This window comes from Angustibacter luteus (assembly GCF_039541115.1).
Classification (GTDB): Bacteria; Actinomycetota; Actinomycetes; order Actinomycetales; family Angustibacteraceae; genus Angustibacter; species Angustibacter luteus.
On sequence record NZ_BAABFP010000007.1, the window covers coordinates 59,335 to 85,941 of the forward strand.

The following is a 26,607-nucleotide window of genomic DNA, read 5'->3' on the forward strand; positions in this document are numbered from 1 at the left end:
TCGACGGCACCCGGCGGGTCTACCGAGCCCGCGCGAGGTGGACCTCGCGCACCGCCACCTGCCCGCTCCGGTGGCTGGCGTGCAGGAACGCCGCGCCGACGGCCGCCGCGAGGCTGAGTCCGGCCGCGACCCACCACGACGCCCGGTAGGCGTCCGGTGCGGACGGCGGGCTCCACGACGTCAGGATCGTCACCAGGACGGCGACCCCGACCCCCGAGGCCACCTGACGGGAGGCGTTCAGCAGCGCCGAACCCGTTGCGGCAGAGGCGGTCGGCAGGGACGTCGTCCCGGCCGCCATCAGGGTGCCGAGCGCGAGGCCGACGCCGATCCCACCGATCACCATGGCCGGCAGCAGGTCGACGAGGTAGTTCGGCTCGATGCTGGAGACCGTGGCCCGCCAGACGAAGCCGAGCCCGAACAGCAGGCTGCCGACGGTCGCCAGTGCGCCGGGCCCGACCCGCTCGACCAGTCGACGCGAGGCGATCGTCGTGATCGGCACCAGAGCGGGGCCGGGCACCATCGCGAGGCCGGTGAGCAGCGGGCCGTAGCCCCAGACCTGCTGGCACCACAGGGCGTTGGACACCAGCATGATCGCGAACGCGATGCTGAAGACGAACAGCGCGGCGTTGGCCCGGGCGAACCCGCGAGCGCGTACCAGCGACGGCTCCACCAGCGGCACGGGCTGGGTCAGGCAGCGCCGGACGACGACCGCCGAGGAGACCAGGGCGAGCGCGAACAGCGTGAGCGTGCCGGCCGACGTCCAGCCCCAGGCCGGTCCCTGCAGCAGTCCGGCGACGAGCGAGCCGATGCCCAGCACCGCCAGCACGGCGGCCACCGGGTCCGGCAGGGCCGTGCGCGGGTGCGCCTGCGGGTGGGGCAGCACCCGCCGTCCGGCCACCACGCCCAGGACGCCGATGGGCAGGTTCACCAGGAAGACCCAGCGCCAGCTCGCCTCCACCAGCAGGCCACCGAGCACCGGACCGGTCGCCGCGGCGATGCCACCCACCGCGGCCCACGCCCGGGTGGCCCGGACCCGGTCGCCGACCTCCACGCCGGCCACCAGCAGCGCCAGCGACGACGGGAGCTGCAGGGCCGCACCGGCGGCCTGCACGACGCGCGCGCCGATCAGCACGTCGAGGGTGGGCGCGAGCGCACAGGCCAACGACGCCAGGGTGAACACGGCGGTGCCGACCAGGAAGACCCGCCGGTGGCCGTACCGGTCGCCGGCCCGGCCGGCGACGACGAGCAGGGCGCCGAGGGTGACCGCGTAGGCGTTCAGCACCCAGCTGACGTGGGCCAGCGAGCTGCCGGGGAAGGAGTGGGTGAGGTCGTCGAACGCGACGTTCACGATCCACAGGTCCAGGTTCGTCATGAACACGGCCAGTGCGACCACGGCGAAGACCCGGGAGGCGGGTCGGTTTGATTTCCGAATTGGCATGGGAGGCAAACTAGACCCGAGTCGGTTGGATATGCAAACCTACTGGCATGGACAGGTTGGAGAACGTGCCCGGACGGCCCTGCTCGGTGGCGGCGGCGCTCGACGTCGTCGGCGACAAGTGGGCGCTGCTGATCGTGCGCGAGCTGCTGTTCGGCAACCACCGGTTCACCGAGATCGTCCGCAACACCGCCGCCCCGCGGGACCGGCTGGCCGCCCGGCTGCGTGACCTGGTCGACGCCGGGGTCATCGAGAAGCGGCGCTACCAGGAGTCGCCGGAGCGTTTCGAGTACCACTTGACGGCGTCGGGCCGAGCCCTCGCGCCAGTCCTGCAGTCGTTGCTCGCCTGGGGCGACCGGTTCGCCGTCGACGAGCCGCCGATGACGTTGCAGCACCACGACCACGAGCTGCGGCTGCGCTCGGTCTGCGCGGTGTGCGGCGAGCGGGTGCACCGCGAGGACGTGCACCGGGTGAGCCGGCGTGCGGGCTGGGACGAGGCCGGCCCGGTCCCCGTCGGCTGACGCCCGTCCGGCCGGCACCCCGCCCGCCCGTAGGCTGCGCGGGTGACCCGCGTGCTCTGCGTCGACTTCGGCTCGACGTTCACCAAGGCCGCCCTGGTCGACGCCGACGACGGCGCGCTGGTGGCGACCGCGTCGCACCCGACGACCATCGGTACCGACGTCCTGGACGGCTACCACGCGATCCGGGAAACCCTTGGCGCAGAACGCGTGGACGACGTCCTCGCCTGCTCCAGCGCGGGTGGTGGCCTGCGCCTGGCGGTGGTCGGCTACGAGCGGGTGGTCACGGCCGAGGCCGGCCACCGGGTCGGCCTATCGGCCGGCGCGCGGGTCGTGCACGTCGCCGCCGGTGAGCTCACGCCGGCCGGGGTCGACGAGCTGCGGGCCGCCCGACCGGACGTCGTCCTGCTGGTGGGTGGCACCGACGGCGGGAACGCGGAGGTGCTGTGCCACAACGCCCGCCGGCTCGGGATCGGCCGGGTTCCGGTGCCTGTGGTGCTGGCCGGCAACGCCGAGGGGGCCGACCAGGCCGAGCACGAGCTGGTCAGCCGCGGCCGGGTCGTCACCCGCACCGCCAACGTGCTGCCCCGGATCGGCGTGCTCGACCCCGAACCCGCCCGGGGCGCCATCCGCGAGGTGTTCATCCGGCACGTCATCGGCGGAAAGGGACTGTCCCGGGGGCGCGCCTTCGCCGACATGGTGCGCGCCGCGACGCCCGACGTCGTCCTGGCCGGGGTGAGCGTCCTGGCGGACGGCGGCGACGGCGTCCCGGGCGTGGGGGACGTCCTCGTCGTCGACGTCGGGGGCGCGACCACCGACGTGTACTCCGCCCTGGCCCCCGAGGGCGAGGACGCCACCCTGCACAAGGAGGTCGTGGCGCCGATGTGGCACGCGCGCACCGTCGAGGGCGACCTGGGGATGCGGTGGAACGCCACCGGGGTGGTGGCCGCCGCCCGGACCGAGCATCTCCCGGTGGACGACGCGCTGGTGCACTACGCGCAACGGGTGCAGGCCGACCCGGCCTTCCTGCCCGGCGTGCCCGACGAGGTCGCGCACGACGTCGCGCTGGCGCGGTCCGCGGTGACCGTGGCGCTGCGCCGGCACGGTCGCCCGGCCAACCCGTCGGCGTCCCCGCGCCCCCTGCGCGAGGTGTCGCTGGTCGTCGGGTCGGGTGGGGTGCTCCGGCACCACGACGACGCGGTCCGCCACGCGGTGCTCTCGCCCGCGACCACGGACCACGCCGGCGGCTGGCGGGTTCCCGAGCACGCTCGGCTCGCCGTGGACGACCGCTACGTGCTGTTCGCCGCCGGGCTGCTGGCCGGGCAGTCACGGGGCGCGGCGGCAGCGCTGGTGTCTCAGGCGCTGCGCACTGTTCCCGGGTAGGACAGGATGGCCGGGTGAGCCAGCGCCGACCGGACGACGACACCGTCCCGTTCGGGATGCGCTCCGCCGCCGCGTGGGCCTGGCGGATCCTGGTGCTCGCGCTGACGATCTACGTGCTGCTGCGGCTGCTCAGCCTGCTCATCGTGCTGGTCGCGCCGGTGCTGATCGCGGTGCTGCTGGTCGCCCTGGTGCGTCCGCTGACCGACCTGCTGGCGCGCTGGACGCCCCGCGGCGTCGCGGCGCTGCTCACCTTGCTCAGCGTGCTCGCCGTCGTGGCCGGGTTGGTCGCCCTGGTCAGCACCCAGGTCGCCAGCGGCTTCCCCGAGCTGCAGAGGCAGGCCGAGGCCGGGGTCGGCGAGGTGCGGCGCTGGCTCGCCGGGCCGCCCTTCCGGCTGACCACCGACCAGCTGGCGCACTACGTCGACCAGGCCCGGGCCGGTCTGTCCGGCAGCCGGGACGCCCTGCTGTCCGGGGTCTTTGCCGCCACCTCGACGGCGGGTCACGTCATCGCGGGCTTCTTCATCGCCATGTTCGCGACGTTCTTCTTCCTCGCCCAGGGCGACATCATCTGGCGCTGGCTGCTCGGCGTGCTGCCGCGGGCGTCGCGCGCGCCGCTGGACCTGGCAGGTCACCGTGGCTGGGTCACGCTGACCTCCTTCGTGCGGGCCACCATCCTGGTGGCGCTGGTCGACGCGATCGGGATCGGCGCGGGGGCGGCGCTGCTGGGCGTGCCGCTCGCGGTACCCCTGGGCGTGCTGGTGTTCCTCGGCGCGTTCGTGCCGGTGGTCGGCGCCTTGGTGTCAGGCTCGGTCGCGGTGCTCATCGCCCTGGTGGCCGTCGGACCGGTCAAGGCCCTGCTGATGCTGGGTGTGGTGATCGGCGTCCAGCAGCTCGAGGCGCACGTGCTGCAGCCGTTCCTGCTGGGCCGCGCCGTCAGCGTGCACCCGTTGGCCGTCATCCTGGGGATCGCGACCGGCGCGCTGGTCGCCGGCATCATCGGCGCGCTGTTCGCGGTGCCGCTGATCGCTGTGGGCAACACGATGGTGCTGTCCCTGACCGGCCGCAGCGACGAGGACGAGAGCCTCCAGGAGGCCGCGGACGGGGTCGGCGACGATCCACCGCCTGTGGACGACGCGAGCGCCGCCAAGGGCTGATCGGGCATCCTGGGACGGCGGCGTGGGGCCGATCGTCGACCGGAGGGCCCCGTTGTCGTACCACCCGCTGCCGAACCACCCGCCTGACCCGATCCCGGACTCTGCCGTCTGGGTCGCGCGGCTGCGCCTCGCCGCGACCGACGTCCAGGACGCCGCCGCGACCCTGCGCGGGCGCGCGGCGTCCGCCGGGCTGGCCGGCCCGGCCGGCACGGCGCTCGCCGACCTGGTCGGGGAGGTCGTCCGCGAGGCGAGCGACCTGTCCGCCCGCTGCCTCGCGGTGGCCGACCAGATCGGCCGGCAGGATCCGGCGTGAGGCCGCTGCTGGTCGACTGCTACGCCCTCGGCGGGTTCGCCGACTCCCTGCGCTCGCTGGCCACGACCGTCGAGCTGAGCACGGCCGTCGTGGCGGCGCTGGCGGTCCGCCCGGACGTGCTCGGGGTCGTCGGGCCCGCCGCCGGCACCCTGGTGCAGGCCCGGGTGGCACTGGTCGCGCGGCTGCGGGCGCTGGCCAGGGTGGTCGCGTCGTGCGCGCAGGCATACACCGCGGTGGAGCACCGGGTTCTCGCCTCGTTCTCGGCCTCGTTCACCGGGTCGGGTGCGGGCGCCGTGGGCACCGCAGCCGATGCGGACGTGCTGGACCTGCTGGGTGCGGGTGAGCCCGACGAGGTCGAGGCGCTGCTCACCGCATCGCCCGCGCTGGCCGTGCTCGTCCTGCGGGCCGGGGCGGCGCCGCGAGCCGGCTCGGACGCCGCCCGGCTGGCGGACCTGTCCGCCGACGGCAGCCTGCTGGCCGTGCACCGGTTCCTGCAGCGCCTGGAGCCGCGCCGCCTCGCCCTCCTCGCGCTGCTGCACCCACGGCTCGTGGCCGAGGCGCCCTCCGCGCCGGTCGCGGCCCGGGTCCGGGCGTCCCGGGTGCTGGTCGCCGCCGACCTGGACGCCGTGCTCGTCCAGCAGGCTGTCGCCACGGAGCCGGCCACGCTCGAGACGTTGGGTCGACGGATCGCGCAGCGCCGCGAGTGGCTGACCGGCAGCGTGCTGCTCCGCGACGCGCGCGGCCGAGCGGTCCGTCGGCGCCGCCAGCTGCTGGGCTTCGACCCCCGCGGTGACGGTCAGGTGATCGAGCTCCTCGGGGATGCCGACCGCGCCGAGCACCTGGCGGTGTTCGTGCCGGGCACGGGGAGCGACCTCGATCGCGCCGAGGGCACGGTCCGGCGGATGGTGCCGTTCGTGCAGGCCGACCCGCGGCTGGTCGTGGTGACCTGGCAGGGCGCCGACTTCCCCGACCAGCCCTTCGACGACGGGGTGCTGCCGCTGCGCGAGCACGTGCTGGCCGCCGCCTACCGGGACGCCGCGGATGTGGCGGGGCCGCAGCTGGCGCGGGACGTGGCGGGCCTGCACCTGTCGTTGCCGGTCCCGGCCGAGGACGTGTCCGTGCTGGGCCACAGCTACGGCGGCTCGGTCGTGGGCTCCGCCCAGCTGCACGGCCTGGACGCGGACCGGGTCGTGCACGTCGCCAGCGCCGGCGCCTACCTGCGGATGGCCACCGAGCCGGCGGCCGGGCGACCGGCGGTGTTCTCGATGACCGCGTACGACGACCCGATCCGCCTCGCCCAGGGCCACGCCGTGTCGGACGCGGCGGCGCGGTGGCGCGCGATGAGCCCGGCGATGCTGGACCCGGCCGCCGGGGCGGTGGCACGGCTGGCCAGTCACCTGCCTGGCGCACCGCGAGCGATCGGCCACGGCGTCGATCCCGACCTGCTCCCGGGCGTCGTCCGGCTGGACACCGGCCGGTTCGACGACAGCTGCCGACTGGTGTCCGGGCACAGCGGCATGTTCGAGCCGGGCAGTACCGCCTGGCGGAACCTGCTGGCCACCATGGACGGTGGGCGGGTCGAGGTGCTGGAGCCGCAGCGGTGGTCCAGCCACCTGGAGCCCGGTGCCCTCGCCGTCCGGCACGACGGGGTGCGCCTCGGGGTGGACGTGCGGGTGCCGCACTACGTCGTCGACCGCAGCCCGTGGTCCGATCCGGCCTACCGGGCGCCGACCCTGGCGATCCGTTGAGCGCGGCTCAGGACGGTTCCCAGACCGCCTGGTCGTGCGCGAAGAGCACCCGTCTCGGATCCAGCGCGAGGACGTCGTCCATCCACTCCGGCGGCGCCGGCAGGTCCGCGACGGGCGGGCCGGGCCACTGCGCCGCGGCCGCGTCGGCGGTGAACTGGCTGGCCTGGTCGTGCGACTGCCCGGCGAGCACCACCGTCCCGTTCGCAGTGCGGACGGCCAGCGACTGGTGGCCCGCGGTGTGGCCCGGGGTCGCGAGCACGTGCACGCCGGGCAGCAGCTCGCTGTCGCCGTCCAGCAGCTCGTACCGGACGCCGCTGAAGTCGACCAGCTCGGGCAGCGTGTACTCGTGACCGTCGGCGAGCTCACGCTCCCTTCGCTGGGCCACGATGGGGGTGCCGGCGAACAGCGGGTTGCCGCCGCAGTGGTCGAAGTGCAGGTGGCAGTTCACCACCAGGGCGATGTCGTGGGGCGTCACGCCGTGCTGCTGGAGCGCATCCCGCAGGTCGCGGCGCCACGGGCGGTAGTGCGCGTCGACCTCCGGGTGCGAACCCATGCCGGTGTCCAGCAGCAGCAGGCCGTCCGGGTGGTGCACCAGGTAGGCGAGGACCACCTCGGCCCGCGGCCGCCCGTCCACCGTCTCCTCGCCCGGGCGCAGGAACGATCCGAGGTGCAGCCGGTCGATCCGGTCGGCCATCGCGGGCATGCGCGCATCCTCGCACCACCTGCCGTGGCTAGTGCCGAACCCAGTGCCGAACCCGGTGCCGAACCGCTCAGCGCGCATGCCACACTCGCCGCCATGGCATCGACGACGCTGCCCGTGACCCTGGACGACGTGCGGGCCGCCCGCGAGGTGCTCGAGGGCGTGGTGCGCCCCACCCCGCTGGAGTTCAGCCGGGCCCTGTCCGACCGGGTCGGCGGCCCCGTGTTCATGAAGTGCGAGAACCTGCAGCGCGCCGGGTCCTTCAAGATCCGCGGCGCCTACAACCGGATCGCCCGGCTCAGCGACGAGGAGAAGGCCCGCGGCGTGGTCGCGGCCAGCGCCGGCAACCACGCGCAGGGCGTGGCGCTCGCGGCGCAGCTGCTGGGGCTGCGGTCCACCGTCTTCATGCCGACGGTCGCACCCATCCCGAAGCTGCTGGCCACCAAGGGCTACGGCGCGCACATCGAGCTGGTCGGGCTCACGGTCGACGACGCCCTGGTTGCGGCGCGCCGGTTCGAGCAGGAGACGGGCGCGGTGCTGATCCACCCGTTCGACCACGTCGACATCGTCGCGGGGCAGGGCACGGTCGGGCTGGAGATCCTGGAGGAGTGCCCCGACGTGCGCACCGTCCTGGTGTGCTGCGGCGGCGGTGGCCTGCTGGCCGGGATCGCGACGGCCGTCAAGGGGCTGCGGCCCGACGTGCGGGTGGTGGGCGTGCAGGCCGAGCAGGCGGCGGCCTACCCGGTGTCGCTCGAGGCAGGGCGCCCGGTCCCGCTGGAGCGGATGGCCACGATGGCGGACGGCATCGCCGTCGGCTGCCCGGGCGACGTGCCCTTCGCGCTGGTCAGCAACCTCGTGGACGAGATCCTCACGGTGAGCGAGGAGTCGCTGTCCCGGGCGCTGCTGTTCCTCGTCGAGCGGGCCAAGCTCGTGGTCGAGCCGGCCGGGGCAGCCGGCGTGGCGGCGCTGCTGGGCGAGTCCGTCGGCTCGAAGCCGCCGAAGCTCGAGGCGCCGGTCGCCGTCGTGCTGTCCGGCGGCAACATCGACCCGCTCCTGCTGCTGCGGGTGCTGCGGCACGGCATGGCGGCGGCCGGCCGGTACCTGCAGTTCCGGCTGCGGGTGCCCGACCGGCCGGGCTCGCTGGCGGCGCTGCTGGCGGTGCTCGCCGAGGTCGACGCGAACGTGCTGGAGATCGAGCACGTGCGGACCGGCTCGGCGCTGCACGTGGACGAGGTCGAGATCGCGCTCCAGCTGGAGACGAAGGGCGCCGACCACACCGAGCTGGTGCTCGCGAAGCTGCGCGACGTGGGGTACCCCCTCAACTTCACCTGACGGTTCGCCGGTTCACCTGACGGTTCGCCGGTTCACCTGACGGTTCGCCGAGCCGCCGCCGAAAATGCGATGAGTTCTGCGGGGCACGGCGGTCTACTGGGGGTGAAACCATCCCTGCCTCCAAGGAGCCCCGCCATGACCGCGACCTCGTTGTCGGTGCCTTCTGGGAGGGTCGGACCATGACGGATGCAGTGGTGGCGCAAGGTCTGGTCAAGCACTACGGGGACGTCGTCGCGCTCGACGGGCTGAGCCTGTCGGTCCCCGCCGGGTCGGTCCTCGGGCTCCTCGGCCCCAACGGCGCCGGCAAGACGACGACCGTGCGCGTGCTCACCACGCTGCTGCGTCCGGACGCCGGCAGTGCCGAGGTCGCGGGGGTGGACGTGCTGGCCGACCCGCGCGAGGTCCGTCGCCGGATCGGGCTCAGCGGCCAGTACGCGGCGGTCGACGAGTACCTGACCGGCTACGAGAACCTCGACATGGTGGGGCGGCTGTACCACCTGGGCCGCAAGAAGAGCAGCTCCCGCTCGCGCGAGCTGCTGGAGCTGTTCCGGCTGGACGAGGCGGCAGACCGCCCGGTGAAGACGTACTCGGGGGGCATGCGGCGCCGGCTCGACCTGGCCGGCGCGCTGGTCGCCGACCCGTCGGTGCTCTTCCTGGACGAGCCGACCACGGGGCTGGACCCGCGCAGCCGCAACGACATGTGGGACGTCATCAAGGACCTGGTCTCCGGCGGCACGACGTTGCTGCTGACCACGCAGTACATGGAGGAGGCGGAGCAGCTGGCCGACTCGATCGTGGTCATCGACCGCGGCAAGATCATCGCCGAGGGCACGGCGGACCAGCTGAAGAGCCAGGTGGGAGGGGAGCGTCTCGAGGTCGTCGTCGCGGATGCGGCGAGGCTGGTCGAGGCGCGGGACCTGCTCGTCCAGGTGGGCTCGGGCGATCCGACGACGGACGAGCACACCCGGCGGATCAGCGTCCCCGTGGGCACCGGCACGGCCAGTCTCGTCGAGGGGCTGCGGCACCTGGACGGAGCGGGCATCAAGGTCAGCGACGTCGCACTGCGGCGCCCGACGCTGGACGACGTGTTCCTGACCTTGACCGGTCACATGGCCGAGGACGACGAGACGAGCACGCCGGACGACACGAAGGTGGCAGCACGATGACCTCGACGACGCTCGACTCCGGCACGGAGAACGCGGGTTCGCTGTCGGCGCTCAGCGACGGACTGGTGGTCGCCAAGCGGAACCTGATCAAGATCAAGCGGGTGCCGGACCTGCTGGTGTTCACGACGTTGCAGCCGATCATGTTCGTGCTGCTGTTCGCCTACGTGTTCGGTGGCGCGATCGACGTGCAGGGGAGCAGCTACAAGGAGTTCCTGATCGCCGGCATCTTCACCCAGACCGTCACGTTCGGTGCGACGCTCACCGGCGCCGGGCTGGCGGACGACATGCAGAAGGGCATCATCGACCGCTTCCGGTCGCTGCCGATGTCCCGGTCAGCGGTACTGGTCGGCCGCACGGTCAGCGACGTCGCCAACAACCTGCTGGTCGTCATCGTGATGTCGCTGACCGGCCTGGTCGTCGGCTGGCGGATCCGCAGCTCGGTCGGGGACGCGATCATCGGCTACGCCCTGCTCCTGCTGTGGGCCTACGCGTTCAGCTGGATCATGGCGTACGTCGGCCTGCTCGCGCCCAGTCCCGAGGTCGTCAACAACGCCGCGTTCATCGTGATCTTCCCGATCACGTTCATCTCCAACGCGTTCGTGCCACTGGAGTCCCTGTCCGGGGTGCTGAAGACGTTCGCGGCGTGGAACCCGCTGTCGGCGGTGACCCAGGCCTGCCGGGAGTGGTTCGGCAACATCCCGGCCGAGGTGAAGACACCTGACTACTGGTCGCTGCAGCACGCCACGACGTACTCGCTGATCTGGATCATCGCGATCCTGGCGATCTTCGTGCCGCTGGCCACCCGTCAGTACAGCCGCTCCGCCAGCCGCTGACCGCTCAGTCGGTCGGCTCGGTCAGCCACTGCAGGTCGTCGGGTCGGCGACGGTTGCCCGGGCTGCACCGCGAGCTGCCGGTGCAGCAGCTCGACCTTGTCGATCGCGCTCGCCACGGCTGCGAGCATCGCACCCACCCCGAAGAACGCGAGGACCGCGCCGATGCCGAGGTAGTCCCCAGGGTGCGTCTCCGAACTGCCCTGCCGCGCCTGGTAGAAGCCGACCACCACGCAGAGGGCGCCGACGAGGAACATCAGGGCGCCACAGATGAAGAGCCCGGCGGCCGTCGGTCCGGTGCTGCTGTGGTTCGGTGCGGGTCCACCACGCGAGGAGCCAGGGCTGGTCATTCGGCAGAGGCTAGAGGGTGCACCGCTCCTGGGCAACGATGCGGCTATCCGGCCGTTCCGTCCGCTCCGTCCGGCTCGCCGGGGTCCTCGGCGCCCTCGCGCTCGTCCCGGTCGGCCCACTCCAGCAGGGGCGCGATCGAGTGCGCGACGTCGTCGATCGCCGCGTGCAGGTCGCCCAGCTCGGCGAACCTGGCCGGCACGGTCGCGATGGTGCAGTCGAGCGGCTCGACGTCGTCCACCTCGTCCCAGCGGATCGGCGTCGAGACGGTGCCGGTCGGCGTCCCGCGCACGGAGTAGGCGCTCGCGATGGTGTGGTCGCGGGCATTCTGGTTGTAGTCGACGAAGAGCTTGGTGGGGTCGCGGTCCTTGCGCCACCAGGTCGTCGTGACGTCGTCCGGCGTCCGCCGTTCGACCTCACGGGCGAAGGCCAGCGCCGCGCGCCGGACGTCGGCGAAGCCCCACTGCGGCTCGATCCGCACGTACACGTGCATGCCGTGCCCGCCCGACGTCTTCGGGTAGCCGGCGATCCCGAGCTCGTCGAGCACCTCGTGGACGACGTGCGCCACCCGTCGTACGGTCGCGAAGTCGCACTGCGGCATGGGATCCAGGTCGATCCGCCACTCGTCGGGCTTCTCGGTGTCCGCCCGCCGCGAGTTCCAGGGGTGGAACTCCACGGTCGACATCTGCACCGCCCAGATGACGCTGCCCAGCTCGGTGACGCAGAGCTCGTCGGCGTGCCGGTTGTAGCGCGGGAACGTCACCCGCACGGTCTCGACCCACGGGGGAGCGCCGAACGGCAGCCGCTTCTGGTGCACCTTGTCGCCGGACAGGCCCTCGGGGAAGCGGTGCATCATGCAGGGCCGCTCGCGCAGCGCCCGCACGATGCCGTCCCCCACGGACAGGTAGTACCGGACCAGGTCGAGCTTGGTGGCTCCGGTCTGTGGGAAGTAGACACGGTCGGGGTTGGTGACACGCACGTCGCGCTCGCCCGCCTCGATCTCGATCGCGGGGCTCTTGGATCCGCTGGACGCCATGCCCGCCAACGTACTGGCGGACGCCGACAGCGCGCAGGGCTTGTCATGTGACCATTTGGTCACCTATTATCGGCGTCGTGACCGACGAGGACCTGGTGTTCAAGGCGCTCGCAGACCCGACCCGCAGGCTCCTGCTGGACCGGCTCTTCGAGCGGGACGGCCGCACCCTCACCGAGCTCGAGTCCCAGCTGGAGATGACCCGCTTCGGGGTCATGAAGCACCTCAGGGTGCTGGAGGACTCCGGGCTCGTCGTCACGCAGAGATCTGGCCGGGAGAAGCTGCACTTCCTCAACCCGGTCCCCATCCGGTTGATCCACGACCGCTGGATCGACAAGTACACCGAACGCCGCGTGTCTGCCTTGGCAGACCTCAAGGCAGAGCTGGAGGACGGAGCATGAGCGCCACGACGAGCGAGGCAAGCACCACGCAGGCCACGACGACCCAGGTCTACAAGATCTACATCAAGGCGAGCCCGCAGCGGATCTGGGACGCCATCACCCAGCCGGAGTGGAACTCGAGGTTCGGGTACGGCGGTCACGGGAGCTTCGACCTGCGCCCGGGCGGACGCTACGAGGCCCTCGCGTCCGAGGAGTTCAAGGCCGCGGCCGCCGCCGCCGGGCGGCCGTGCGGGGACGTCGTCGTCGACGGCGAGGTCATCGAGGCCGACGAGCCGAACCGTCTCGTGCTGAGCTGGCGGATGCTGATGGACCCGGAGATCGCCGCCGAGGGGTTCACCCGGCTCACCTACGAGATCAAGGAGTGGGACGGGTTCTGCTCGCTCACCGTGACGCACGAGCTCGAGAACGCCCCGAAGCTGGCGATGATCGTCGGCGGCGTGTTCGAGGCCGAGGGGGCCGGCGGCGGCCACGCCTGGATCCTCAGCGACCTCAAGAGCCTGCTGGAGACCGGCGGCCCGCTGGCCGAGCCCCGCATCAGCTGACCGCCGTGTCCGGGGCTGCCCGGCACGCAGAACGCCTCCCCGCGCTCGAGGCGCGGGGAGGCGTTCGACGTCTCGGGCAGGCTCAGCCGTTGTAGGGCTTCGCGTCCAGGATCTTCACCGGGACCTGCTTGCCGGTCGGCGCGGTGTACTCCGAGCTGTCGCCGACCTTGAGGCCGACGATCGCGGCACCCAGCGGCGACTTCTCGCTGTACACGTCCAACGAGTCGTCGGACACCTCGCGGCTGCCCAGCAGGAACGTCATCGGCTCACCGGCGACCTCGGCCTTGACGACCATGCCCTGCTCGACGACGCCGTCGTCCGCGGGGCGCTCGCCGACCGTGGCCCGCTCGAGCAGCTGGGTGAGCTGGCGGATGCGGGCCTCCTGCTTGCCCTGCTCCTCCTTGGCGGCGTGGTAACCGCCGTTCTCCCGCAGGTCCCCCTCTTCGCGGGCGGCCTCGATCTTCTTGGCGATCTCGGTACGGCCGACACCCGCAAGGTGGTCCAGCTCGGCCTTCAGCCGGTCGTACGCCTCCTGGGTCAGCCAGGTGACGTCTGCGCTGGTCTCGGTCACGGTCTCTCCTTGCATCACGTGCGTACTTCGTGCTCGCGGCTGCGACCGTTGCGTGATCGGCAGACACGTCACCAGGCCCGTTCTCGGGGCCTGATGTCACGAGGGGAAGCGAACAGGATACCAACTGGAGCGCGGGTCCGCCGGTCCTCGAGCCCGTTCGGGTGTACCGGACGGCGGGGCTGCCGCGCCGTCCGGACCGTGCTCAGGGGGCGACGGCGCAGCGGTCCACGACGCCCGTGACGGCCTGCGCGGACGTGCGTACGGCATCCGTGCGGCGGGTCACCTTGGCGTCCGCCGGACCCACCGTGACCTGGGCGATCCCGACGGCGGTCTTGTTCCGGTCCAGCGCCTTGAGGGTGCACACGACGGTCGCGGCCTTGTCCTTGCCCACGTCGTACGTGACGTCGACGGACGTGTCCCCGCGGATCACGAACCCCACGTCGGACCACCGGACGTCGGCGCTGGCCTGACCCAGACCCGCCCACACCACCCAGGCGAGGGCCACGAGCACCGCCAGAGCGGCCACGACCAGGCCGGCGCGCCGTCGTCCGGGGGAGGGCGCCGGCCCGTACCGCCCGGGGGGCAGCTGGGTACGGTCGGTCGCCACGGTCGTCCTCGGGGGGCTCGGGAGTGCTCGGGGGTGGTCGGGTCGTGCGCTGTCGGGCCAGGCTGACACCATTGTCCCGCACCCCTGCCGGCCCCGGTCGGCAGGCCGACCTGCGACGAGGAGCATGACGTGAGCGAGCCGCTGCGGCTGATGGCCGTGCACGCGCACCCCGACGACGAGTCGAGCAAGGGGGCGGCGTCCAGCGCGTACTACGTCGACAAGGGCTACGAGGTGCTCGTCGTCAGCTGCACCGGCGGCGAGCGTGGGGACATCCTCAACCCACGACTCAAGGACGACCCCGAGATCCTGCGCGACCTGACCGAGTTCCGCCGCCGCGAGATGGCCCGGGCCGTCGAGATCCTCGGCGTCCAGCACACCTGGCTCGGCTTCGTCGACTCCGGGCTGCCCGAGGGTGACCCGCTGCCGCCGCTGCCCGAGGGCTGCTTCGCGCTGGAGCCGCTCGAGACGGCCAGCGAGCCGCTGGTCCGCCTGATGCGCGAGTTCCGCCCGCACGTGGTGACGACGTACGACGAGAACGGTGGCTACCCGCACCCGGACCACATCAAGTGCCACGAGGTGTCGGTCGAGGCGTACCACGCGGCCGGCGACGCCGAGCGCTACCCGCACGCGGGGCAGCCGTGGCAGCCGAGCAAGCTCTACTACAACCAGACGCTGTCCCGCGGTCGCATCCTGGCCTTCCACGAGGCGATGCAGGCCGAGGGCCTCGAGTCGCCGTACGAGGAGTGGATCAGCCGCTGGGAGGAGCGCGGCGAGCGGCCGATCAACACCCGTGTGCCCTGCGGCGAGTTCTTCGAGGTGCGCGACCAGGCGCTGCTGGCGCACGCCACCCAGGTCGACCCCGACGGCAGCTGGTTCTCCGTGCCGCTGGAGATGCAGCGCCGGATCTGGCCGACCGAGGACTTCGAGCTGGCGCACAGCCACGTCCCGGTCCACCTGCCCGAGGACGACCTGTTCGCCGGCATCGAGGGGGGCTGATGCTCAGCTCCGCCAGCACGCCTGCTCCGTTCTCGACCGTCCTGACGTCCACCCGGACGCCGGCTCCCGCGCCCGGTGAGCCGGACCCGAGCTCGGTCACGGCCGGGGTGGGCGGCTTCCTGGTCGTGTTCCTGCTGGCCATCGCCACCTGGCTGCTGATGCGGAACATGACCCGCCGGCTGCGCCGGATGCGGATGCGCGAGGAGCAGGCTCAGCGCGACGCGGACGCCGGCTCGGGTGACTCCGGCTCGACCGCCCCGCCGCCACCTCCCGCCGGCTGAGCCGATCCCGCACTGGCCCGGGCGAACACCCACCGGCGCAGCAGCACGAACCGCAGCACCGTCGCCACGCCGTTCGCCACGACCAGGACCCCGAGCTCGACGGCCCGCCCGGCGTACGGGTCGACCACCTGCAGCGCGGCCAGCGCGAAGCTGGTCACGGCCAGACCGAGCGCGAACACCACCAGGCCCTGCGCCTGGTGCCGCGCCGCGCCGTCCCGGCCCGTCACCCCGAACGTGAACCGACGGTTCGCCGCCGTGTTGGCGACGGCGGTGAGCAACAGCGCCACCAGGTTCGCCCACTGCGCGCCCATGGCCGGTCGCACCAGCCAGAAGAGCAGCCCGTACGCCAGCGTGCTCAGCACCCCGATCGCGCCGAACGTGAGCACCTGCGCGGCCACCCCGGGCCGCCCCGCGTCGGGCGCGAGCGGCCCCCGGCCGAGGCGTTCACGCACGCCCGCGACCGGCACCCGCCCGGTCGCCAGGCCCCGCCCGAGCCGGACGATCCCGTGCAGGTCGTCCAGCGCCGTCCGGACGACGTCGACCCGGCTGTCCGGGTCGTCCACCCAGTCGACCGGCACCTCGTGCACCCGCAGACCGCAGCGCTCGGCGAGCACCAGCAGCTCGGTGTCGAAGAACCACGTCGTGTCCTCGACCAGCGGGAGCAGCTGCTCGGCCACGTCCCGGCGGATCGCCTTGAACCCGCACTGCGCGTCCCGGACGGACACGCCCAACGTGCCGCGCAGCAGCAGGTTGTAGCAGCGTGAGATCACCTCGCGCCGTGGCCCGCGCAGCACCCGGCTGCCCCGGCTGAGCCGGCTGCCGATCGCCAGGTCCGAGTGGCCCGAGGCGAGTGGCGCGACCAGCGGCGCGAGGGCGGCCAGGTCGGTGGACAGGTCGACGTCCATGTACGCCAGGACGTCGGCCCCGGACGCCGCCCAGACCGTGGCGAGGGCGTGCCCGCGGCCCTTGCGGTCCAGGTGCACCGCGTGCACGCCCGGCAGCTCGGCGGCCAGCTCGCTCGCCACGGCGAACGTGCCGTCGGTGCTGGCGTTGTCCGCGATGGTCACCCGGAACGGGTACGGCAGCTGGTGGGTCAGGTGCGCGTGCAGCCGGCGGACCGACGCCGCCAGCACGTGCTGCTCGTTGTAGACGGGGACGACGACCTCGACCGTGGCCGTGCGCCCGCGGTCGCGCTGGCTCGGCACGGCGCAGGTGAGCGTCGTCGGCAGGTCGGGCGCATAGGTGGTCATCTCAGGCCGCCACGAGGGTGCGCAGGGCGACGGGCTGGAACGCGCCGACCCGGACGACGGAACCGTCCGGTCGGGTCAGCCGCGCGTTCGCGTGGTGCCGGTCGAGCCAGTCCAGCGCGTCGTCGCCGAGCACGGCGGCCGCGACGGCCTGGGCGCTCGCGGTGCGGCAGGTGCTGGCACTGACCTCCACCAGCGACCAGGTGGACGGGGCCGGACGGCCGGTCCGCGGGTCGACCACGTGCCGGGGATCGGTGACCGCGTGGCCCTGGCCCAGCGTGGCGGCGCGGCCACCGAGCCCGACCAGCACGTCGGCACCGGTGAGCTGGGTGGCCACCAGGGCGATGTCGTCCAGCCCGATGGCGAGCGCGGACGTGCGCAGCTCGAGGGTGCTGCCGGGCGGGACGGTGAGCCGGGCGCCGTCCAGCCGGACCCGTCGCCATCCGCCGCCGCGCGACTGGCCGGTTGCCTTGCCGCACACCGGGAACCAGCTCTGCTGCGGCACCGCTCCGTGGGAGCCGCCGGACCGGCGCGGCACCCGGACGGTCGGGTCGACCAGCCCGTCGGTCCGGGCCGCGGTCTCCAGCGAAGCCTGGACGACGCGGGCGAGCAGCGGGCTGACGTCCACGGAGCTGCCTGCGGCGCAAGGGATCTGGTGCACCTCGGCCCGCGGGGAGTCGCGCTGGCAGACCCGGCCGAGCGCGTCGAGGTGGCGCTGGGCGATCTGCCGGGCGGCACCGAGCGCGGCCGGGTCGCTGACCTCGACCGTCCCGGTCTCCCCCCAGGCGGTGAGGTCTGCGTGGTTCGTCGTGCTGCTGGTGCCCATGGTGGCCTCCTGGATGCGGGTCCGGCGTCCGGACCGTCGTTGCCTGGTGACCTCACGGTGTCCGGCCCTGCTGGACGCCGAACCCCTTGCGGCTGTGTGTCTCCTGGGAGTCGACTCCGCGCCGGACGGCGTCCAGGGAACACCCAGCGGGGATGCGGCTGGGGCTCACATCCGACCGGCACCGTGGTCCGAGTCCACTCCCGAGACCGGAGGCACTGACATGTCCACTCCTGCACCTGCGTTGCCGCGCCACGCGAACCCGGTGCCCGACGTCCGCGCCGCCGAGCCGCCCCGGACGCGGCGCTCGCTCGACCGGCTCTGGCGCGGGCGACCGGACGACCCGGCCTGGGTCCGTCCGTCCCTGATCGCCCTGCTGGCCGCCACGGCCGTCCTGTACCTGTGGAACCTCGGTGACTCCGGGTGGGGCAACTCGTTCTACTCCGCTGCGGCGCAGGCGGGATCGCAGTCCTGGAAGGCGATGTTCTTCGGCGCCTCGGACGCGGCGAGCTCGATCACGGTCGACAAGACGCCGATGTCGCTGTGGGTGATGGCCGCGTCGGTGCGGGTGTTCGGGCTGAGCTCCTGGAGCATCCTCGTGCCGCAGGCCCTGATGGGCGTGGCCGGCGTGGGGCTGCTGTACGCGACCGTGCGGCGCGCGTTCACCCCGGCCGCCGGCCTGATCGCCGGTGTCGTGATGGCCACCACCCCGGTGGCCGCGCTGATGTTCCGGTTCAACAACCCGGACGCGCTCCTCGTGCTGCTGCTGGTCGGTGCCGCCTACGCAACGCTGCGGGCGGTCGAGCGGGCGAGTACCCGCTGGATCGTGCTGGCGGCGGTGCTCGTCGGCTGCGGCTTCATGACGAAGATGCTGCAGGCGTTGCTGGTCGTGCCGGTGCTGGTCCTCGTCTACGCCGTCTGCGCGCCCACGACGGTGCGCCGGCGCGTCGTCGACCTGCTCTGGGCCGGGCTCGCGCTGCTGCTCGCGGGAGGTTGGTGGGTGGCGATCGTCGAGCTGGTCCCGGCCAGTGCCCGCCCCTACATCGGCGGGTCGCAGGACAACAGCATCCTCGAGCTCGCCCTGGGCTACAACGGTCTGGGTCGGTTGAGCGGCAACGAGACCGGCAGCGTCGGCGGCGGTGGGGGCACCGGTGGTGGAAACTGGGGCTCCACCGGGCTGACCCGGTTGCTGACCGGTGAGAACGCCGGGCAGGCCGGCTGGCTGATCCCGGCGGCGCTGCTCCTGCTGGTCTCCGGTGTCGTCGCGCTCGGCCGGGCGCCGCGCACCGAACGCCGCCGTGCCGCCTTCGCGGTCTGGGGTGGCTGGCTGCTGGTCACCGGGCTGACGTTCAGCCTGATGCAGGGCATCTTCCACGTCTACTACACGGTGGCGCTGGCCCCGGCGATCGGCGCCCTGGTGGGCATGGGTGCGGTCACGCTGTGGCAACGCCGCGAGCCCGGGTGGTCGTTCGTGCTCGGCGCCGTCGTCATGATCAGTGCCGCGTGGTCGTGGTCGCTGCTCGGCGCCGCGACCGGGTGGCACCCGTGGCTGCGCTGGGTGGTGCTCGGGCTGGGCCTGGCGTCCGGGCTCGCCCTGATGGCCCGACCGTGGCTGTCCGCGTCGCTGCGTGGTTGGACCGTGGCGGCCGCGTTGGCCGCGGTGCTGCTGGGGCCGATCGGGTGGACGCTCACCACGGTGACCACACCGCACACGGGCTCGATCGTCACGGCCGGCCCGGCGGTCCAGGGCACCTCCGGTGGCCCCGGTGGGGGCGGCGGTCGCGGCCCCGGTGGCCTCGGCGGCGGCGCCGGCGGGCCCGGCGGCGCAGGCACCGGCACCGGGCCCCAGGGTCAGCTCGGCGCACCGCCCCAGGGCGCCGCGGGCACCCAGGGCGGCCAGCGGATGGGTGGCGGTCTCGGTGGCGTCGGCGGCCTGCTGAACGCCAGCACCCCGAGCGCGGCGATGGTGACCGCGTTGCAGCAGGACGCGGCGTCGTACACCTGGGCTGCGGCAGCGGTCGGTTCGCAGACCGCGGCGGGGCTGCAGCTCGGCGCGGAGGTCCCGGTGATGGCCATCGGCGGCTTCAACGGCAGCGACCCGTCACCGACGCTCGCGCAGTTCCAGCAGTACGTCGCCGACGGCAAGATCCACTACTTCGTGGGCAGCGGCGGCGGTGGTGGCGGCGGGCAGCAGTCCGGCGGCAGCAACGCGTCGTCCGAGATCGCGACCTGGGTGGCGGACAACTTCACCGCGACCACCATCGGTGGCACCACCGTCTACGACCTGAGCGGGGGTGCGTCGGCGAGCAGCACCACCACCTGACCCTGGGATGACGCAGATGGGGCACCCGGACCGGCCCGGGTGCCCCGTCTGCGTCACCTCAGCGCGCGCACCAGCTCGAGAGGGTCCCGCCGGTCGCCGAAGACCTGCCGCAGTGCGCGCCGGGCGGCGTGCAGGCCGGCCATCCCGTGCACAGCCGGCCCCGGCGGCGTCGAGGCGGAGCACAGGTACGTGCCCTCCAGCGGGGTGCGGTAGGGGTCCCAGCGCGGCGCCGGTCGCATCACCATCTGCCACGGCGTCGGGGCGCCGCCGGCGATGTCGCCGCCGACGTAGTTCGCGTTGTGCTCCGCCTCCTGCGCGGCGGTCATCACGGACCGGTGCAGGACGACATCCCGGAACCCTGGGGCGAACCGTTCCACCTGCGCGGTGACGGCCTCGCCGAGGTCCTGGGTGGACCCGTTCGGCACGTGCGCGTACGTCCACAGCGTGCCCTGCCCGGACGGCGCCCGGCCGTCGTCCACGACGCCGGGCTGGGACGCCAGGACGTACGGGCGGTCGGGGTGCCGGCCGGCGTGCACGTCGGCCTCGGTGGCCGCCATCTCAGCGCGGCTGCCGCCGAGGTGCAGGGTGCCGGCCAGCTCACAGCCCGGCGCGGCCCACGGCACGGGGCCGCTCAGTGCGAAGTCCACCTTGCAGACCGCGCTGCCGTACCGGAACCGGCGCAGCCAGCCTTCGTAGGACGGCGGCAGCGCTCCCCGGGACAGCTCGATCAGGCTGCGCGGGCTGACGTCCAGCAGGACGGCGCGGGCGGGGGGCAGCTCGGCCAGTGCGTGCACCGGGCTGCCGGTGCGGATCCGCCCACCGCCGGCCAGCACCGCGGCCGCGAGCGCGTCGACGATGGACTGGCTGCCGCCGGCCGGGATGGGCCAGCCGACGCCGTGCGCGAGCGAGGCGAGCAGCAGCCCCGCGCCGGCGGGAGCGAACCCGCGCGGCGGCGCGATGGCGTGCGCGCTCACCCCGGTCAGCAGGGCCGGGGCGACGTCCCCGCTGAACCGCCGGTTCCAGGCGGGCGAGCCCTGCTCGAGCAGCCGGGTGGCCAGCCGCGCGGCCGTACCCACGTGCAGCGGGGGGTGGCGGAAGTCCGACAGCAGCAGATCCACGACCTGCTCCCAGCGCTCCGCGAGCGGGCCGACCAGCGAGCGCCAGGCGGCGCCGTCCGCGCCGAGCCCGTCGACGGTGCGGTCCAGGTCGCGCCAGGCCAGGCCGGCCCGGGCGCCGTCCAGCGGCTGGGCGTAGGCGACCTCGGGCTGGCGCATGTCGACGCCGTGCCGGGCCAGGTCGAAGGCGCGGAAGAACGGTGACGCGACCCCCATCGGGTGCACGGCCGAGCAGACGTCGTGCGCGAAGCCGGGCAGGGTCAGCTCGGCGGTGCGGGCTCCGCCGCCGATCGTCGGGGCGGCCTCGATGACCTCGACCTGCAGGCCGGCCGCGACGAGTACCACGGCGGCGGCCAGGCCGTTGGGACCGGCGCCGACCACGACGGCGTCGACAGGCTCGTCCACGACGCCTCCTCGCTGGCTCTCGGCCGGTTCGCCCTCGGTGGGCTCCTCGTCGCGAGCATAGGCTGCGAGGGGAGTACGTGCCGCGCCCGAGGAGGAGCCATGCCGCAGGACCAGCAGCCGTTCGTCGTCGTCGGGGGAGGGCTGGCCGGGGGCAAGGCGGTCGAGCAGCTGCGTGAGGCGGGCTACGACGGGCCGCTGGTGCTGGTGAGTGCCGAGCCGCACCTGCCGTACGAGCGTCCGCCGCTGTCCAAGGACTTCCTGATGGGTAAGGCGGAGCGGGACGTCGTGTTCGTGCACCCGCGCGCCTGGTACGTCGAGCAGGACGTCGAGCTCGTGCTGGGCGAGGAGGTGACCGCGCTGGACGTCGGCGCGCACACCATCGGGACGTCGTCCGGCCGCCGGATGAGCTACGCCAAGCTGCTGCTGGCGCCGGGCGCGCAGCCGCGCACCCTCGACCTGCCCGACCTGGACGACGCGCACGCCCAGCGCGTGCTGTCGCTGCGCACCCTGGACGACTCGGAGCGGCTGCGCGGGTGGCTGCGCCCGGGCACCAGGCTGGTCGTGGTCGGCGGCGGCTGGATCGGGCTGGAGGCAGCAGCCGCGGCTCGGCAGGCCGGCGCCGACGTGACCGTGCTGGAGATGGATCCCGTTCCGCTGCAACGGGTCTTGGGGGCGCAGGTGGCGACGGCGTTCGCCGACAAGCACCGCGCGCAGGGTGTGCACCTGCGGTGCGAGGTGTCGGTGAGCGGGATCGTCGAGGACGGCGACGGGCTCCGGGTCCGTCTGGAGGGCGGGGACGACGTCCCGGCGGATGTCGTGCTCGTCGGCATCGGGGTGAGCCCGCGGGTCGCGCTGGCGCAGGCGGCCGGGCTGGAGGTGGACAACGGGATCGTCACCGACGCGCAGCTGCGCACGTCCGACCCGGACGTCTTCGCCTGTGGTGACGCGGCGAACGTGCTGTACACCGCGCTCGGTCGACGGGTCCGGGTGGAGCACTGGGCAACGGCGCTGAACCAGCCGGCGACCGCGGCGCGCGCGATGCTGGGCGGCGACGAGACGTACGACCTGCTGCCCTACTTCTTCACCGACCAGTACGACCTGGGCATGGAGTACCACGGGCTGGCCGACCCGACGTCGCAGCAGCTGCTGGTCCGCGGCGACCTGGGTGGCGGCGAGTTCGTCGCGGTGTGGCTGGACGACGACGGGGTGGTCAGTGCCGCGATGCACGTCAACCAGTGGGACGACGGGGACGCGGTGAAGGCGCTCGTCGGCACCCACCTGGACGCCGCACGGTTCACCGACCGGAGCGCTCCGCTGGGCTGACCGGCCGGAGCCGAGCGATCGCCAGGCCGGTCAGGAGGGGGCGTCGCCGACGTCCTGGATCTCGCCGCGCACGGCGTACAGCTCGGGGAAGAACGTGAGCTCCAGGGCCCGGCGCAGGAACGGCACGCCGCTGGACCCGCCGGTGCCCTGCTTGGAGCCGATGATCCGCTCGACGGTCTTCAGGTGCCGGAACCGCCACAGCTGGAAGTTGTCCTCCAGGTCGATCAGCTCCTCGCACGCCTCGTACGCCATCCAGTGCTCGCGGGCGTGCTCGTAGATCCGGGTGAACGTCGGGACCAGGTCGGCGTTGAACCGGTACGGCTGCGTCCAGTCGCGGTCCAGCAGCTCGGCCGGCACCGCGTGGCCCTGCCGGTGCAGGTAGCCGAGGAACTCGTCGTAGATGCTCCGCTCGTGCAGCAGGTCGCGCAGCATCTGCTGCGCCTGCGGGTGGTGGTCGAAGACCCGCGCCATCTCGGCGTTCTTGTTGCCCAGGATGAACTCGACGGCCCGGTACTGCCAGGACTGGAAGCCGGACGACGTGGCCAGGAACGAGCGGAACTCCGCGTACTCGCTGGGCGTCAGCGTGGCCAGCACCGACCACTGCTCGGTCAGCGTGGTCTGGATGTGCTTGACCCGGGCCAGTCCCTTGAGGGCGGGACGCAGGTCGTCCACCCGGAGCAGCTGCCGGACGGCGCGCAGCTCGTGCAGCATCAGCTTGAGCCAGAGCTCGGACGTCTGGTGCTGGACGATGAACAGCAGCTCGTCGTGGCGCAGCGGCACACTGAGCGGGTGCTGGGCCGACAGCACCTCGTCCAGGTGCAGGTAGTCGCCGTAGGACATGGCGGCGCGGAAGTCGCGCTGCACGCCGGGCTCGAGGTCGCGCTGCGCGGTCGGGTCGTCGGACATGGCCGCAGGCTACCGCCGTCCGATCGCGCCGCTTACCGCGACTCAGTTGCAATAAGGCTGAGGGCTGGATACGTTCCGTGTCATGGCCAGCACCGACGTGACGACCCGTCCTGAGCCCGCCGGGGACGACGTCTCCAGCTTCCACCAGTTCCGCCTGTCGCTGGGTCGCAAGCAGTGGTTCGTCATCGCCGGCATGGCCGGGTTCATCCTGATGCTGCACGTGGTGGGCTGGGGCGTGCTGCTCGGCGCCGTCGCGCCGCAGGAGCTGCGACTCGGGGACGGGACGACGTTCGGGGTGGCGCTGGGGGTCACCGCGTACGTCCTGGGCATGCGGCACGCGTTCGACGCCGACCACATCGCGGCGATCGACAACACCACCCGCAAGCTCGTCGCGGAGGACAAGAAGCCCGTCAGTGTCGGGTTCTGGTTCTCGCTCGGGCACTCCAGCATCGTCTTCGGGCTCTGCCTGCTGCTCGCGTTCGGCGTCAAGGCGCTGTCCGGCCAGGTCGCGAACGAGGACTCGACGCTGCAGAAGTTCACCGGCGTGTTCGGCACCACCGTGTCCGGCACGTTCCTGATCGCGCTCGGCCTGATCAACCTGGTCTCGCTGATCGGCATCCTGCGGGTCTGGTCGGCGATGAAGGCGGGCGAGTACGACGAGAGCGCGCTGGAGCGTCAGCTGGACAACCGCGGGCTGATGAACCGCATCCTGCGTCCGGTCATGAAGGGCGTCAAGCAGCCCCGGCACATGTACCCGGTGGGCTTCCTGTTCGGCCTCGGGTTCGACACCGCGACCGAGATCAGCCTGCTCGTGCTGGCCGGGGCGAGCGCGGCGGTGTCGGTGCCCTGGTACGCGATCCTGGTGCTGCCGATCCTGTTCGCCGCCGGGATGAGCCTGCTCGACACGATCGACGGGCTGTTCATGAACTTCGCGTACGGCTGGGCGTTCGCCCGCCCGGTGCGCAAGGTCTACTACAACATCGTGATCACCGGGTTGTCCGTCGCCGTCGCGCTGGTGATCGGCATCATCGAGATCGACTCGATCCTGGTCGAGAAGCTGTCGATCGACTCGGGGCCGCTCCACGCGGTGGGCAACCTCGACCTGGAGTACGTCGGTTACATCATCGTCGGCCTGTTCGCCGTCACCTGGGCCGTGGCGCTGCTGTGGTGGCGGTTCGGTCGGGTCGAGCAGCGCTGGAACGAGGGGCTCGTCCGCAACGCGGCATCGGAGTCCTGAGCCAGGGCCAACCCGCTCAGGCGGTGTGGTGCACCTCCTGCAGCCCCCACACCGGGGTCGGGATGCCCTCGAACCGGGCCTTGAGCTGCAGCGCGAGGTACAGCGAGTAGTGCCGTGACTGGTGCAGGTTGCCGCCGTGGAACCACAGCGCCTCCTGCTGGGTGGGCTTCCACATGTTGCGTTGCTCGCCCTCCCACGGTCCCGGGTCCTTCGTGGTGTCCGAGCCCAGCCCCCACACCTTGCCGACCTGGTCCGCGACCTGCTGGCTGATCAGGTCGGCGGCCCAGCCGTTCATCGACCCGTACCCGGTGGCGTAGACCACGAGGTCGGCCGGCAGCTCCGTGCCGTCGGCCAGGACGACGGTGTGCTCGGTGAGGTGGTCGACCTGGCCGTGCGCGAGCTTCACGTCACCGTTCGCGACCAGGTCCGCGGCGCCGACGTCGATGTAGTACCCGGAGCCGCGGCGCAGGTACTTCATGAACAGCCCGGAGCCGTCGTCCCCCCAGTCGTGCAGGAACCCGGCGGCCTCGAGCCGGTCGTAGAAGCCCTGGTCCCGCTCGCGCATCGCGTCGTACAGCGGGATCTGGAACTCGTGCATGATCCGGTAGGGCAGCGACGCGAAGACCAGGTCCGCCTTCTCCGTCGTCATGCCCGCGGCGACGGCCTCCTCCGAGTACAGCGCCCCGAGGCCGATCTCCATGAGCGAGTCCGAGCGCACGATGTGCGTCGAGGACCGCTGCACCATCGTGACGTCCGCGCCGACCTCCCAGAGCGCGCCGCAGATGTCGAAGGCGGAGTTGTTGGAGCCGACCACGACGCACTTCTTGCCCGCGTACGCGTCCGGGCCGGGGTGCGCGGACGAGTGGTGCTGGTCGCCGGCGAAGACCTCCATGCCGGGCAGGGAGGGGACGTTGGGCTTCCCGGACATCCCGGTGGCCAGCACCAGGTGCGTGGGGCGCAGCGTGACCGGGTTGCCGTCGCGCTCGACGGTGACGGTCCACTCGTGCGTCTGCTCGGAGTACGTCGCGTGCGTGGCGACCGTGCTGGTCCAGTAGGGGATCTCCATCACCGTGGCGTAGGACTCGAGCCAGTCGGCGATCTTGTCCTTGGGCGCGAACACCGGCCAGTTCTCCGGGAACTTCAGGTAGGGCAGGTGGTCGTACCAGACGGGGTCGTGCAGGCACAGGCTCTTGTACCGGCCGCGCCACTGGTCCCCGGGCCGCTGGTGCTTGTCGATGACCAGGCTCGGGACGCCCAGCTGGCGCAGCCGAGCGCCGAGCGCGATGCCGCCCTGACCACCGCCGACGACGAGCACGTACGGCTGCGTCGTCGAGCCGAGGTCGGCCGCCTCACGCTGGCGCTGCTCCGCCCAGGTCACGCGCTCCCTGTTGGCGCCGTGCTCCGCGCCACGCGGGCGCGCCGTCCCCTGGGACTCCTCGAACCCCTTGAGCTCGTAGAGCGTGGTCAGCAGCGTCCAGCCCTCGTCTCCCTTGAGCCGCAGGTGCCCGCGCCCGCGCCCGACCGCCGTCTCGAACAGGATCCAGGCCTGGGTGAGGCCGTCCGCGTCGTCCGGCTCTCCTCGTCCGGGTCGGACCGGAAGCCGCGGGCGTCGGCGACGTCCATGGTCCCGCGCAGCAGGTCGGCCACCCCGTCGCGACCCTCGGCGGTGCGGATGTTCCAGGTGAAGGCGACCAGGTCGCGCCAGAAGCTCTCGACGGCGAACAGGCTCGCCGCGGTCTCGGCGTCCCGGGCGGCGATCGCCTGCTCCAGCCGGCCCAACCACGCGTCGACCCGCGCTCGCGCGGGGCTGCTCGCCGCGCCGTCCGCCTCGGTGCGCTCCAAGGTCTCGGTCACGTCGAACCTCCTCCTG

At 72.9% G+C, this 26,607-nt stretch carries 25 protein-coding genes and 1 pseudogene; 15 read left to right on the forward strand and 11 right to left on the reverse strand.

From position 1 onward, the window contains the following. Positions 1-19 precede the first annotated feature (19 nt). A complete protein-coding gene (locus ABEB17_RS14340; protein WP_345717418.1) occupies positions 20-1,393 on the reverse strand; it encodes an MFS transporter in 1,374 nt (457 codons plus the stop codon). A 92-nt stretch (positions 1,394-1,485) separates the two neighbouring features. Here ABEB17_RS14340 and ABEB17_RS14345 point away from each other — a divergent pair, with 92 nt between their 5' ends. The 5 genes from ABEB17_RS14345 to ABEB17_RS14365 are packed head-to-tail and all read left to right on the forward strand — an operon-like array spanning position 1,486 to position 6,551. Then, positions 1,486-1,956, forward strand: coding sequence for a winged helix-turn-helix transcriptional regulator (locus tag ABEB17_RS14345; protein ID WP_345717419.1), 471 nt, complete (start codon positions 1,486-1,488; stop codon positions 1,954-1,956). A 42-nt stretch (positions 1,957-1,998) separates the two neighbouring features. Further along, positions 1,999-3,336, forward strand: coding sequence for a glutamate mutase L (locus ABEB17_RS14350; protein WP_345717420.1), 1,338 nt, complete (start codon positions 1,999-2,001; stop codon positions 3,334-3,336). Positions 3,337-3,350: 14 nt separating this feature from the next. Next, the gene (locus ABEB17_RS14355; RefSeq protein ID WP_345717421.1) at positions 3,351-4,490 is read left to right on the forward strand and encodes an AI-2E family transporter; all 1,140 of its coding nucleotides are present in this window, start codon (positions 3,351-3,353) and stop codon (positions 4,488-4,490) included. Positions 4,491-4,542: 52 nt separating this feature from the next. Further along, positions 4,543-4,803 (forward strand): hypothetical protein, encoded by a 261-nt coding sequence (locus ABEB17_RS14360; protein ID WP_345717422.1) that lies wholly within the window; start codon positions 4,543-4,545, stop codon positions 4,801-4,803. Further along, entirely contained in the window at positions 4,800-6,551 is a 1,752-nt protein-coding gene (locus ABEB17_RS14365; protein WP_345717423.1) for an alpha/beta hydrolase, read from the forward strand. Before ABEB17_RS14360 ends, ABEB17_RS14365 begins: the two co-directional genes overlap by 4 nt. 7 nt (positions 6,552-6,558) lie before the next feature. Here ABEB17_RS14365 and ABEB17_RS14370 read toward each other — a convergent pair whose 3' ends face one another. After that, complete coding sequence (locus ABEB17_RS14370; RefSeq protein ID WP_345717424.1) at positions 6,559-7,254, reverse strand: N-acyl homoserine lactonase family protein; 696 nt, start codon at positions 7,252-7,254, stop codon at positions 6,559-6,561. A gap of 93 nt (positions 7,255-7,347) precedes the next feature. Between ABEB17_RS14370 and ilvA the strand changes: the two genes are divergently transcribed. The 3 genes from ilvA (at position 7,348) to ABEB17_RS14385 (ending at position 10,582) form a co-directional block, all read left to right on the forward strand. Further along, complete coding sequence (ilvA, locus tag ABEB17_RS14375; RefSeq protein ID WP_345717425.1) at positions 7,348-8,583, forward strand: threonine ammonia-lyase; 1,236 nt, start codon at positions 7,348-7,350, stop codon at positions 8,581-8,583. 179 nt (positions 8,584-8,762) lie between these two features. Then, positions 8,763-9,749 (forward strand): ATP-binding cassette domain-containing protein, encoded by a 987-nt coding sequence (locus ABEB17_RS14380; RefSeq protein ID WP_345717426.1) that lies wholly within the window; start codon positions 8,763-8,765, stop codon positions 9,747-9,749. Further along, positions 9,746-10,582 carry an ABC transporter permease gene (locus ABEB17_RS14385; protein ID WP_345717427.1) on the forward strand — a complete coding sequence of 279 codons (837 nt, stop codon included), beginning with the start codon at positions 9,746-9,748 and terminating at the stop codon, positions 10,580-10,582. Before ABEB17_RS14380 ends, ABEB17_RS14385 begins: the two co-directional genes overlap by 4 nt. Here the strand turns inward: ABEB17_RS14385 and ABEB17_RS14390 are convergent. Together ABEB17_RS14390 and ligD are read right to left on the reverse strand one after the other, a co-directional pair. Then, entirely contained in the window at positions 10,555-10,929 is a 375-nt protein-coding gene (locus ABEB17_RS14390) for a hypothetical protein (protein ID WP_345717428.1), read from the reverse strand. The two genes, ABEB17_RS14385 and ABEB17_RS14390, sit on opposite strands and share 28 nt — an antisense overlap. Before the next feature lie 44 nt (positions 10,930-10,973). Next, the gene (gene ligD, locus ABEB17_RS14395; protein WP_345717429.1) at positions 10,974-11,963 is read right to left on the reverse strand and encodes a non-homologous end-joining DNA ligase; all 990 of its coding nucleotides are present in this window, start codon (positions 11,961-11,963) and stop codon (positions 10,974-10,976) included. A 77-nt stretch (positions 11,964-12,040) separates the two neighbouring features. On the opposite strand from ligD, the gene ABEB17_RS14400 reads away from it, so the two are divergent. Together ABEB17_RS14400 and ABEB17_RS14405 are read left to right on the forward strand one after the other, a co-directional pair. Next, positions 12,041-12,361 carry an ArsR/SmtB family transcription factor gene (locus ABEB17_RS14400; protein ID WP_345717430.1) on the forward strand — a complete coding sequence of 107 codons (321 nt, stop codon included), beginning with the start codon at positions 12,041-12,043 and terminating at the stop codon, positions 12,359-12,361. Beyond that, positions 12,358-12,903, forward strand: coding sequence for an SRPBCC domain-containing protein (locus tag ABEB17_RS14405; protein WP_345717431.1), 546 nt, complete (start codon positions 12,358-12,360; stop codon positions 12,901-12,903). Before ABEB17_RS14400 ends, ABEB17_RS14405 begins: the two co-directional genes overlap by 4 nt. A gap of 82 nt (positions 12,904-12,985) precedes the next feature. On the opposite strand, the gene greA is transcribed toward ABEB17_RS14405, so the two are convergent. Together greA and ABEB17_RS14415 are read right to left on the reverse strand one after the other, a co-directional pair. Continuing rightward, positions 12,986-13,474 carry a transcription elongation factor GreA gene (gene greA, locus ABEB17_RS14410; RefSeq protein ID WP_345717432.1) on the reverse strand — a complete coding sequence of 163 codons (489 nt, stop codon included), beginning with the start codon at positions 13,472-13,474 and terminating at the stop codon, positions 12,986-12,988. Positions 13,475-13,676: 202 nt separating this feature from the next. After that, the gene (locus ABEB17_RS14415; RefSeq protein ID WP_345717433.1) at positions 13,677-14,081 is read right to left on the reverse strand and encodes a DUF4307 domain-containing protein; all 405 of its coding nucleotides are present in this window, start codon (positions 14,079-14,081) and stop codon (positions 13,677-13,679) included. Positions 14,082-14,210: 129 nt separating this feature from the next. Between ABEB17_RS14415 and mca the strand changes: the two genes are divergently transcribed. Together mca and ABEB17_RS14425 are read left to right on the forward strand one after the other, a co-directional pair. Further along, positions 14,211-15,077: a mycothiol conjugate amidase Mca gene (gene mca / locus ABEB17_RS14420; RefSeq protein ID WP_345717434.1), complete on the forward strand. Its 867-nt coding sequence runs from the start codon at positions 14,211-14,213 to the stop codon at positions 15,075-15,077. Next, on the forward strand, positions 15,077-15,358 hold the full coding sequence (locus tag ABEB17_RS14425) for a hypothetical protein (RefSeq protein ID WP_345717435.1): 282 nt from the start codon (positions 15,077-15,079) through the stop codon (positions 15,356-15,358). Before mca ends, ABEB17_RS14425 begins: the two co-directional genes overlap by 1 nt. Here the strand turns inward: ABEB17_RS14425 and ABEB17_RS14430 are convergent. Continuing rightward, positions 15,289-16,608, reverse strand: coding sequence for a bifunctional glycosyltransferase family 2/GtrA family protein (locus ABEB17_RS14430; protein ID WP_345717436.1), 1,320 nt, complete (start codon positions 16,606-16,608; stop codon positions 15,289-15,291). The genes ABEB17_RS14425 and ABEB17_RS14430 overlap by 70 nt on opposite strands. Position 16,609: 1 nt before the next feature. After that, positions 16,610-17,431, reverse strand: coding sequence for an FAD:protein FMN transferase (locus tag ABEB17_RS14435; protein ID WP_345717437.1), 822 nt, complete (start codon positions 17,429-17,431; stop codon positions 16,610-16,612). 220 nt (positions 17,432-17,651) lie between these two features. Between ABEB17_RS14435 and ABEB17_RS14440 the strand changes: the two genes are divergently transcribed. Next, positions 17,652-19,751 (forward strand): ArnT family glycosyltransferase, encoded by a 2,100-nt coding sequence (locus ABEB17_RS14440; protein WP_345717438.1) that lies wholly within the window; start codon positions 17,652-17,654, stop codon positions 19,749-19,751. 53 nt (positions 19,752-19,804) lie between these two features. Here ABEB17_RS14440 and ABEB17_RS14445 read toward each other — a convergent pair whose 3' ends face one another. Continuing rightward, the gene (locus ABEB17_RS14445) at positions 19,805-21,271 is read right to left on the reverse strand and encodes a phytoene desaturase family protein (RefSeq protein ID WP_345717439.1); all 1,467 of its coding nucleotides are present in this window, start codon (positions 21,269-21,271) and stop codon (positions 19,805-19,807) included. 99 nt (positions 21,272-21,370) lie between these two features. Between ABEB17_RS14445 and ABEB17_RS14450 the strand changes: the two genes are divergently transcribed. Continuing rightward, entirely contained in the window at positions 21,371-22,594 is a 1,224-nt protein-coding gene (locus ABEB17_RS14450; RefSeq protein WP_345717440.1) for an NAD(P)/FAD-dependent oxidoreductase, read from the forward strand. Between the two features lie 30 nt (positions 22,595-22,624). Here ABEB17_RS14450 and ABEB17_RS14455 read toward each other — a convergent pair whose 3' ends face one another. Further along, positions 22,625-23,500: a tryptophan 2,3-dioxygenase gene (locus ABEB17_RS14455; protein WP_345717441.1), complete on the reverse strand. Its 876-nt coding sequence runs from the start codon at positions 23,498-23,500 to the stop codon at positions 22,625-22,627. Positions 23,501-23,582: 82 nt separating this feature from the next. Here ABEB17_RS14455 and nicT point away from each other — a divergent pair, with 82 nt between their 5' ends. Beyond that, positions 23,583-24,737 carry a Nickel transporter NicT gene (gene nicT, locus ABEB17_RS14460; protein ID WP_378227124.1) on the forward strand — a complete coding sequence of 385 codons (1,155 nt, stop codon included), beginning with the start codon at positions 23,583-23,585 and terminating at the stop codon, positions 24,735-24,737. Positions 24,738-24,753: 16 nt separating this feature from the next. Here nicT and ABEB17_RS14465 read toward each other — a convergent pair. Beyond that, positions 24,754-26,591, reverse strand: a pseudogene (locus ABEB17_RS14465) (flavin-containing monooxygenase). Positions 26,592-26,607: the final 16 nt, after the last annotated feature.

Bases quoted from the DNA above. Each gene is read 5' to 3' on its own strand.
- ABEB17_RS14345 (WP_345717419.1), top strand. From the start codon at position 1,486: ATGGACAGGTTGGAGAACGTGCCCGGACGGCCCTGCTCGGTGGCGGCG.
- ABEB17_RS14440 (WP_345717438.1), top strand. From the start codon at position 17,652: ATGTCCACTCCTGCACCTGCGTTGCCGCGCCACGCGAACCCGGTGCCC.
- ilvA (WP_345717425.1), top strand. From the start codon at position 7,348: ATGGCATCGACGACGCTGCCCGTGACCCTGGACGACGTGCGGGCCGCC.
- ABEB17_RS14450 (WP_345717440.1), top strand. From the start codon at position 21,371: ATGCCGCAGGACCAGCAGCCGTTCGTCGTCGTCGGGGGAGGGCTGGCC.
- ABEB17_RS14390 (WP_345717428.1), bottom strand. From the start codon at position 10,929: ATGACCAGCCCTGGCTCCTCGCGTGGTGGACCCGCACCGAACCACAGC.
- ABEB17_RS14425 (WP_345717435.1), top strand. From the start codon at position 15,077: ATGCTCAGCTCCGCCAGCACGCCTGCTCCGTTCTCGACCGTCCTGACG.
- ABEB17_RS14430 (WP_345717436.1), bottom strand. From the start codon at position 16,608: ATGACCACCTATGCGCCCGACCTGCCGACGACGCTCACCTGCGCCGTG.
- ABEB17_RS14385 (WP_345717427.1), top strand. From the start codon at position 9,746: ATGACCTCGACGACGCTCGACTCCGGCACGGAGAACGCGGGTTCGCTG.
- ABEB17_RS14435 (WP_345717437.1), bottom strand. From the start codon at position 17,431: ATGGGCACCAGCAGCACGACGAACCACGCAGACCTCACCGCCTGGGGG.
- ABEB17_RS14455 (WP_345717441.1), bottom strand. From the start codon at position 23,500: ATGTCCGACGACCCGACCGCGCAGCGCGACCTCGAGCCCGGCGTGCAG.
- ABEB17_RS14380 (WP_345717426.1), top strand. From the start codon at position 8,763: ATGACGGATGCAGTGGTGGCGCAAGGTCTGGTCAAGCACTACGGGGAC.
- ABEB17_RS14405 (WP_345717431.1), top strand. From the start codon at position 12,358: ATGAGCGCCACGACGAGCGAGGCAAGCACCACGCAGGCCACGACGACC.
- ligD (WP_345717429.1), bottom strand. From the start codon at position 11,963: ATGGCGTCCAGCGGATCCAAGAGCCCCGCGATCGAGATCGAGGCGGGC.
- nicT (WP_378227124.1), top strand. From the start codon at position 23,583: ATGGCCAGCACCGACGTGACGACCCGTCCTGAGCCCGCCGGGGACGAC.
- ABEB17_RS14370 (WP_345717424.1), bottom strand. From the start codon at position 7,254: ATGCCCGCGATGGCCGACCGGATCGACCGGCTGCACCTCGGATCGTTC.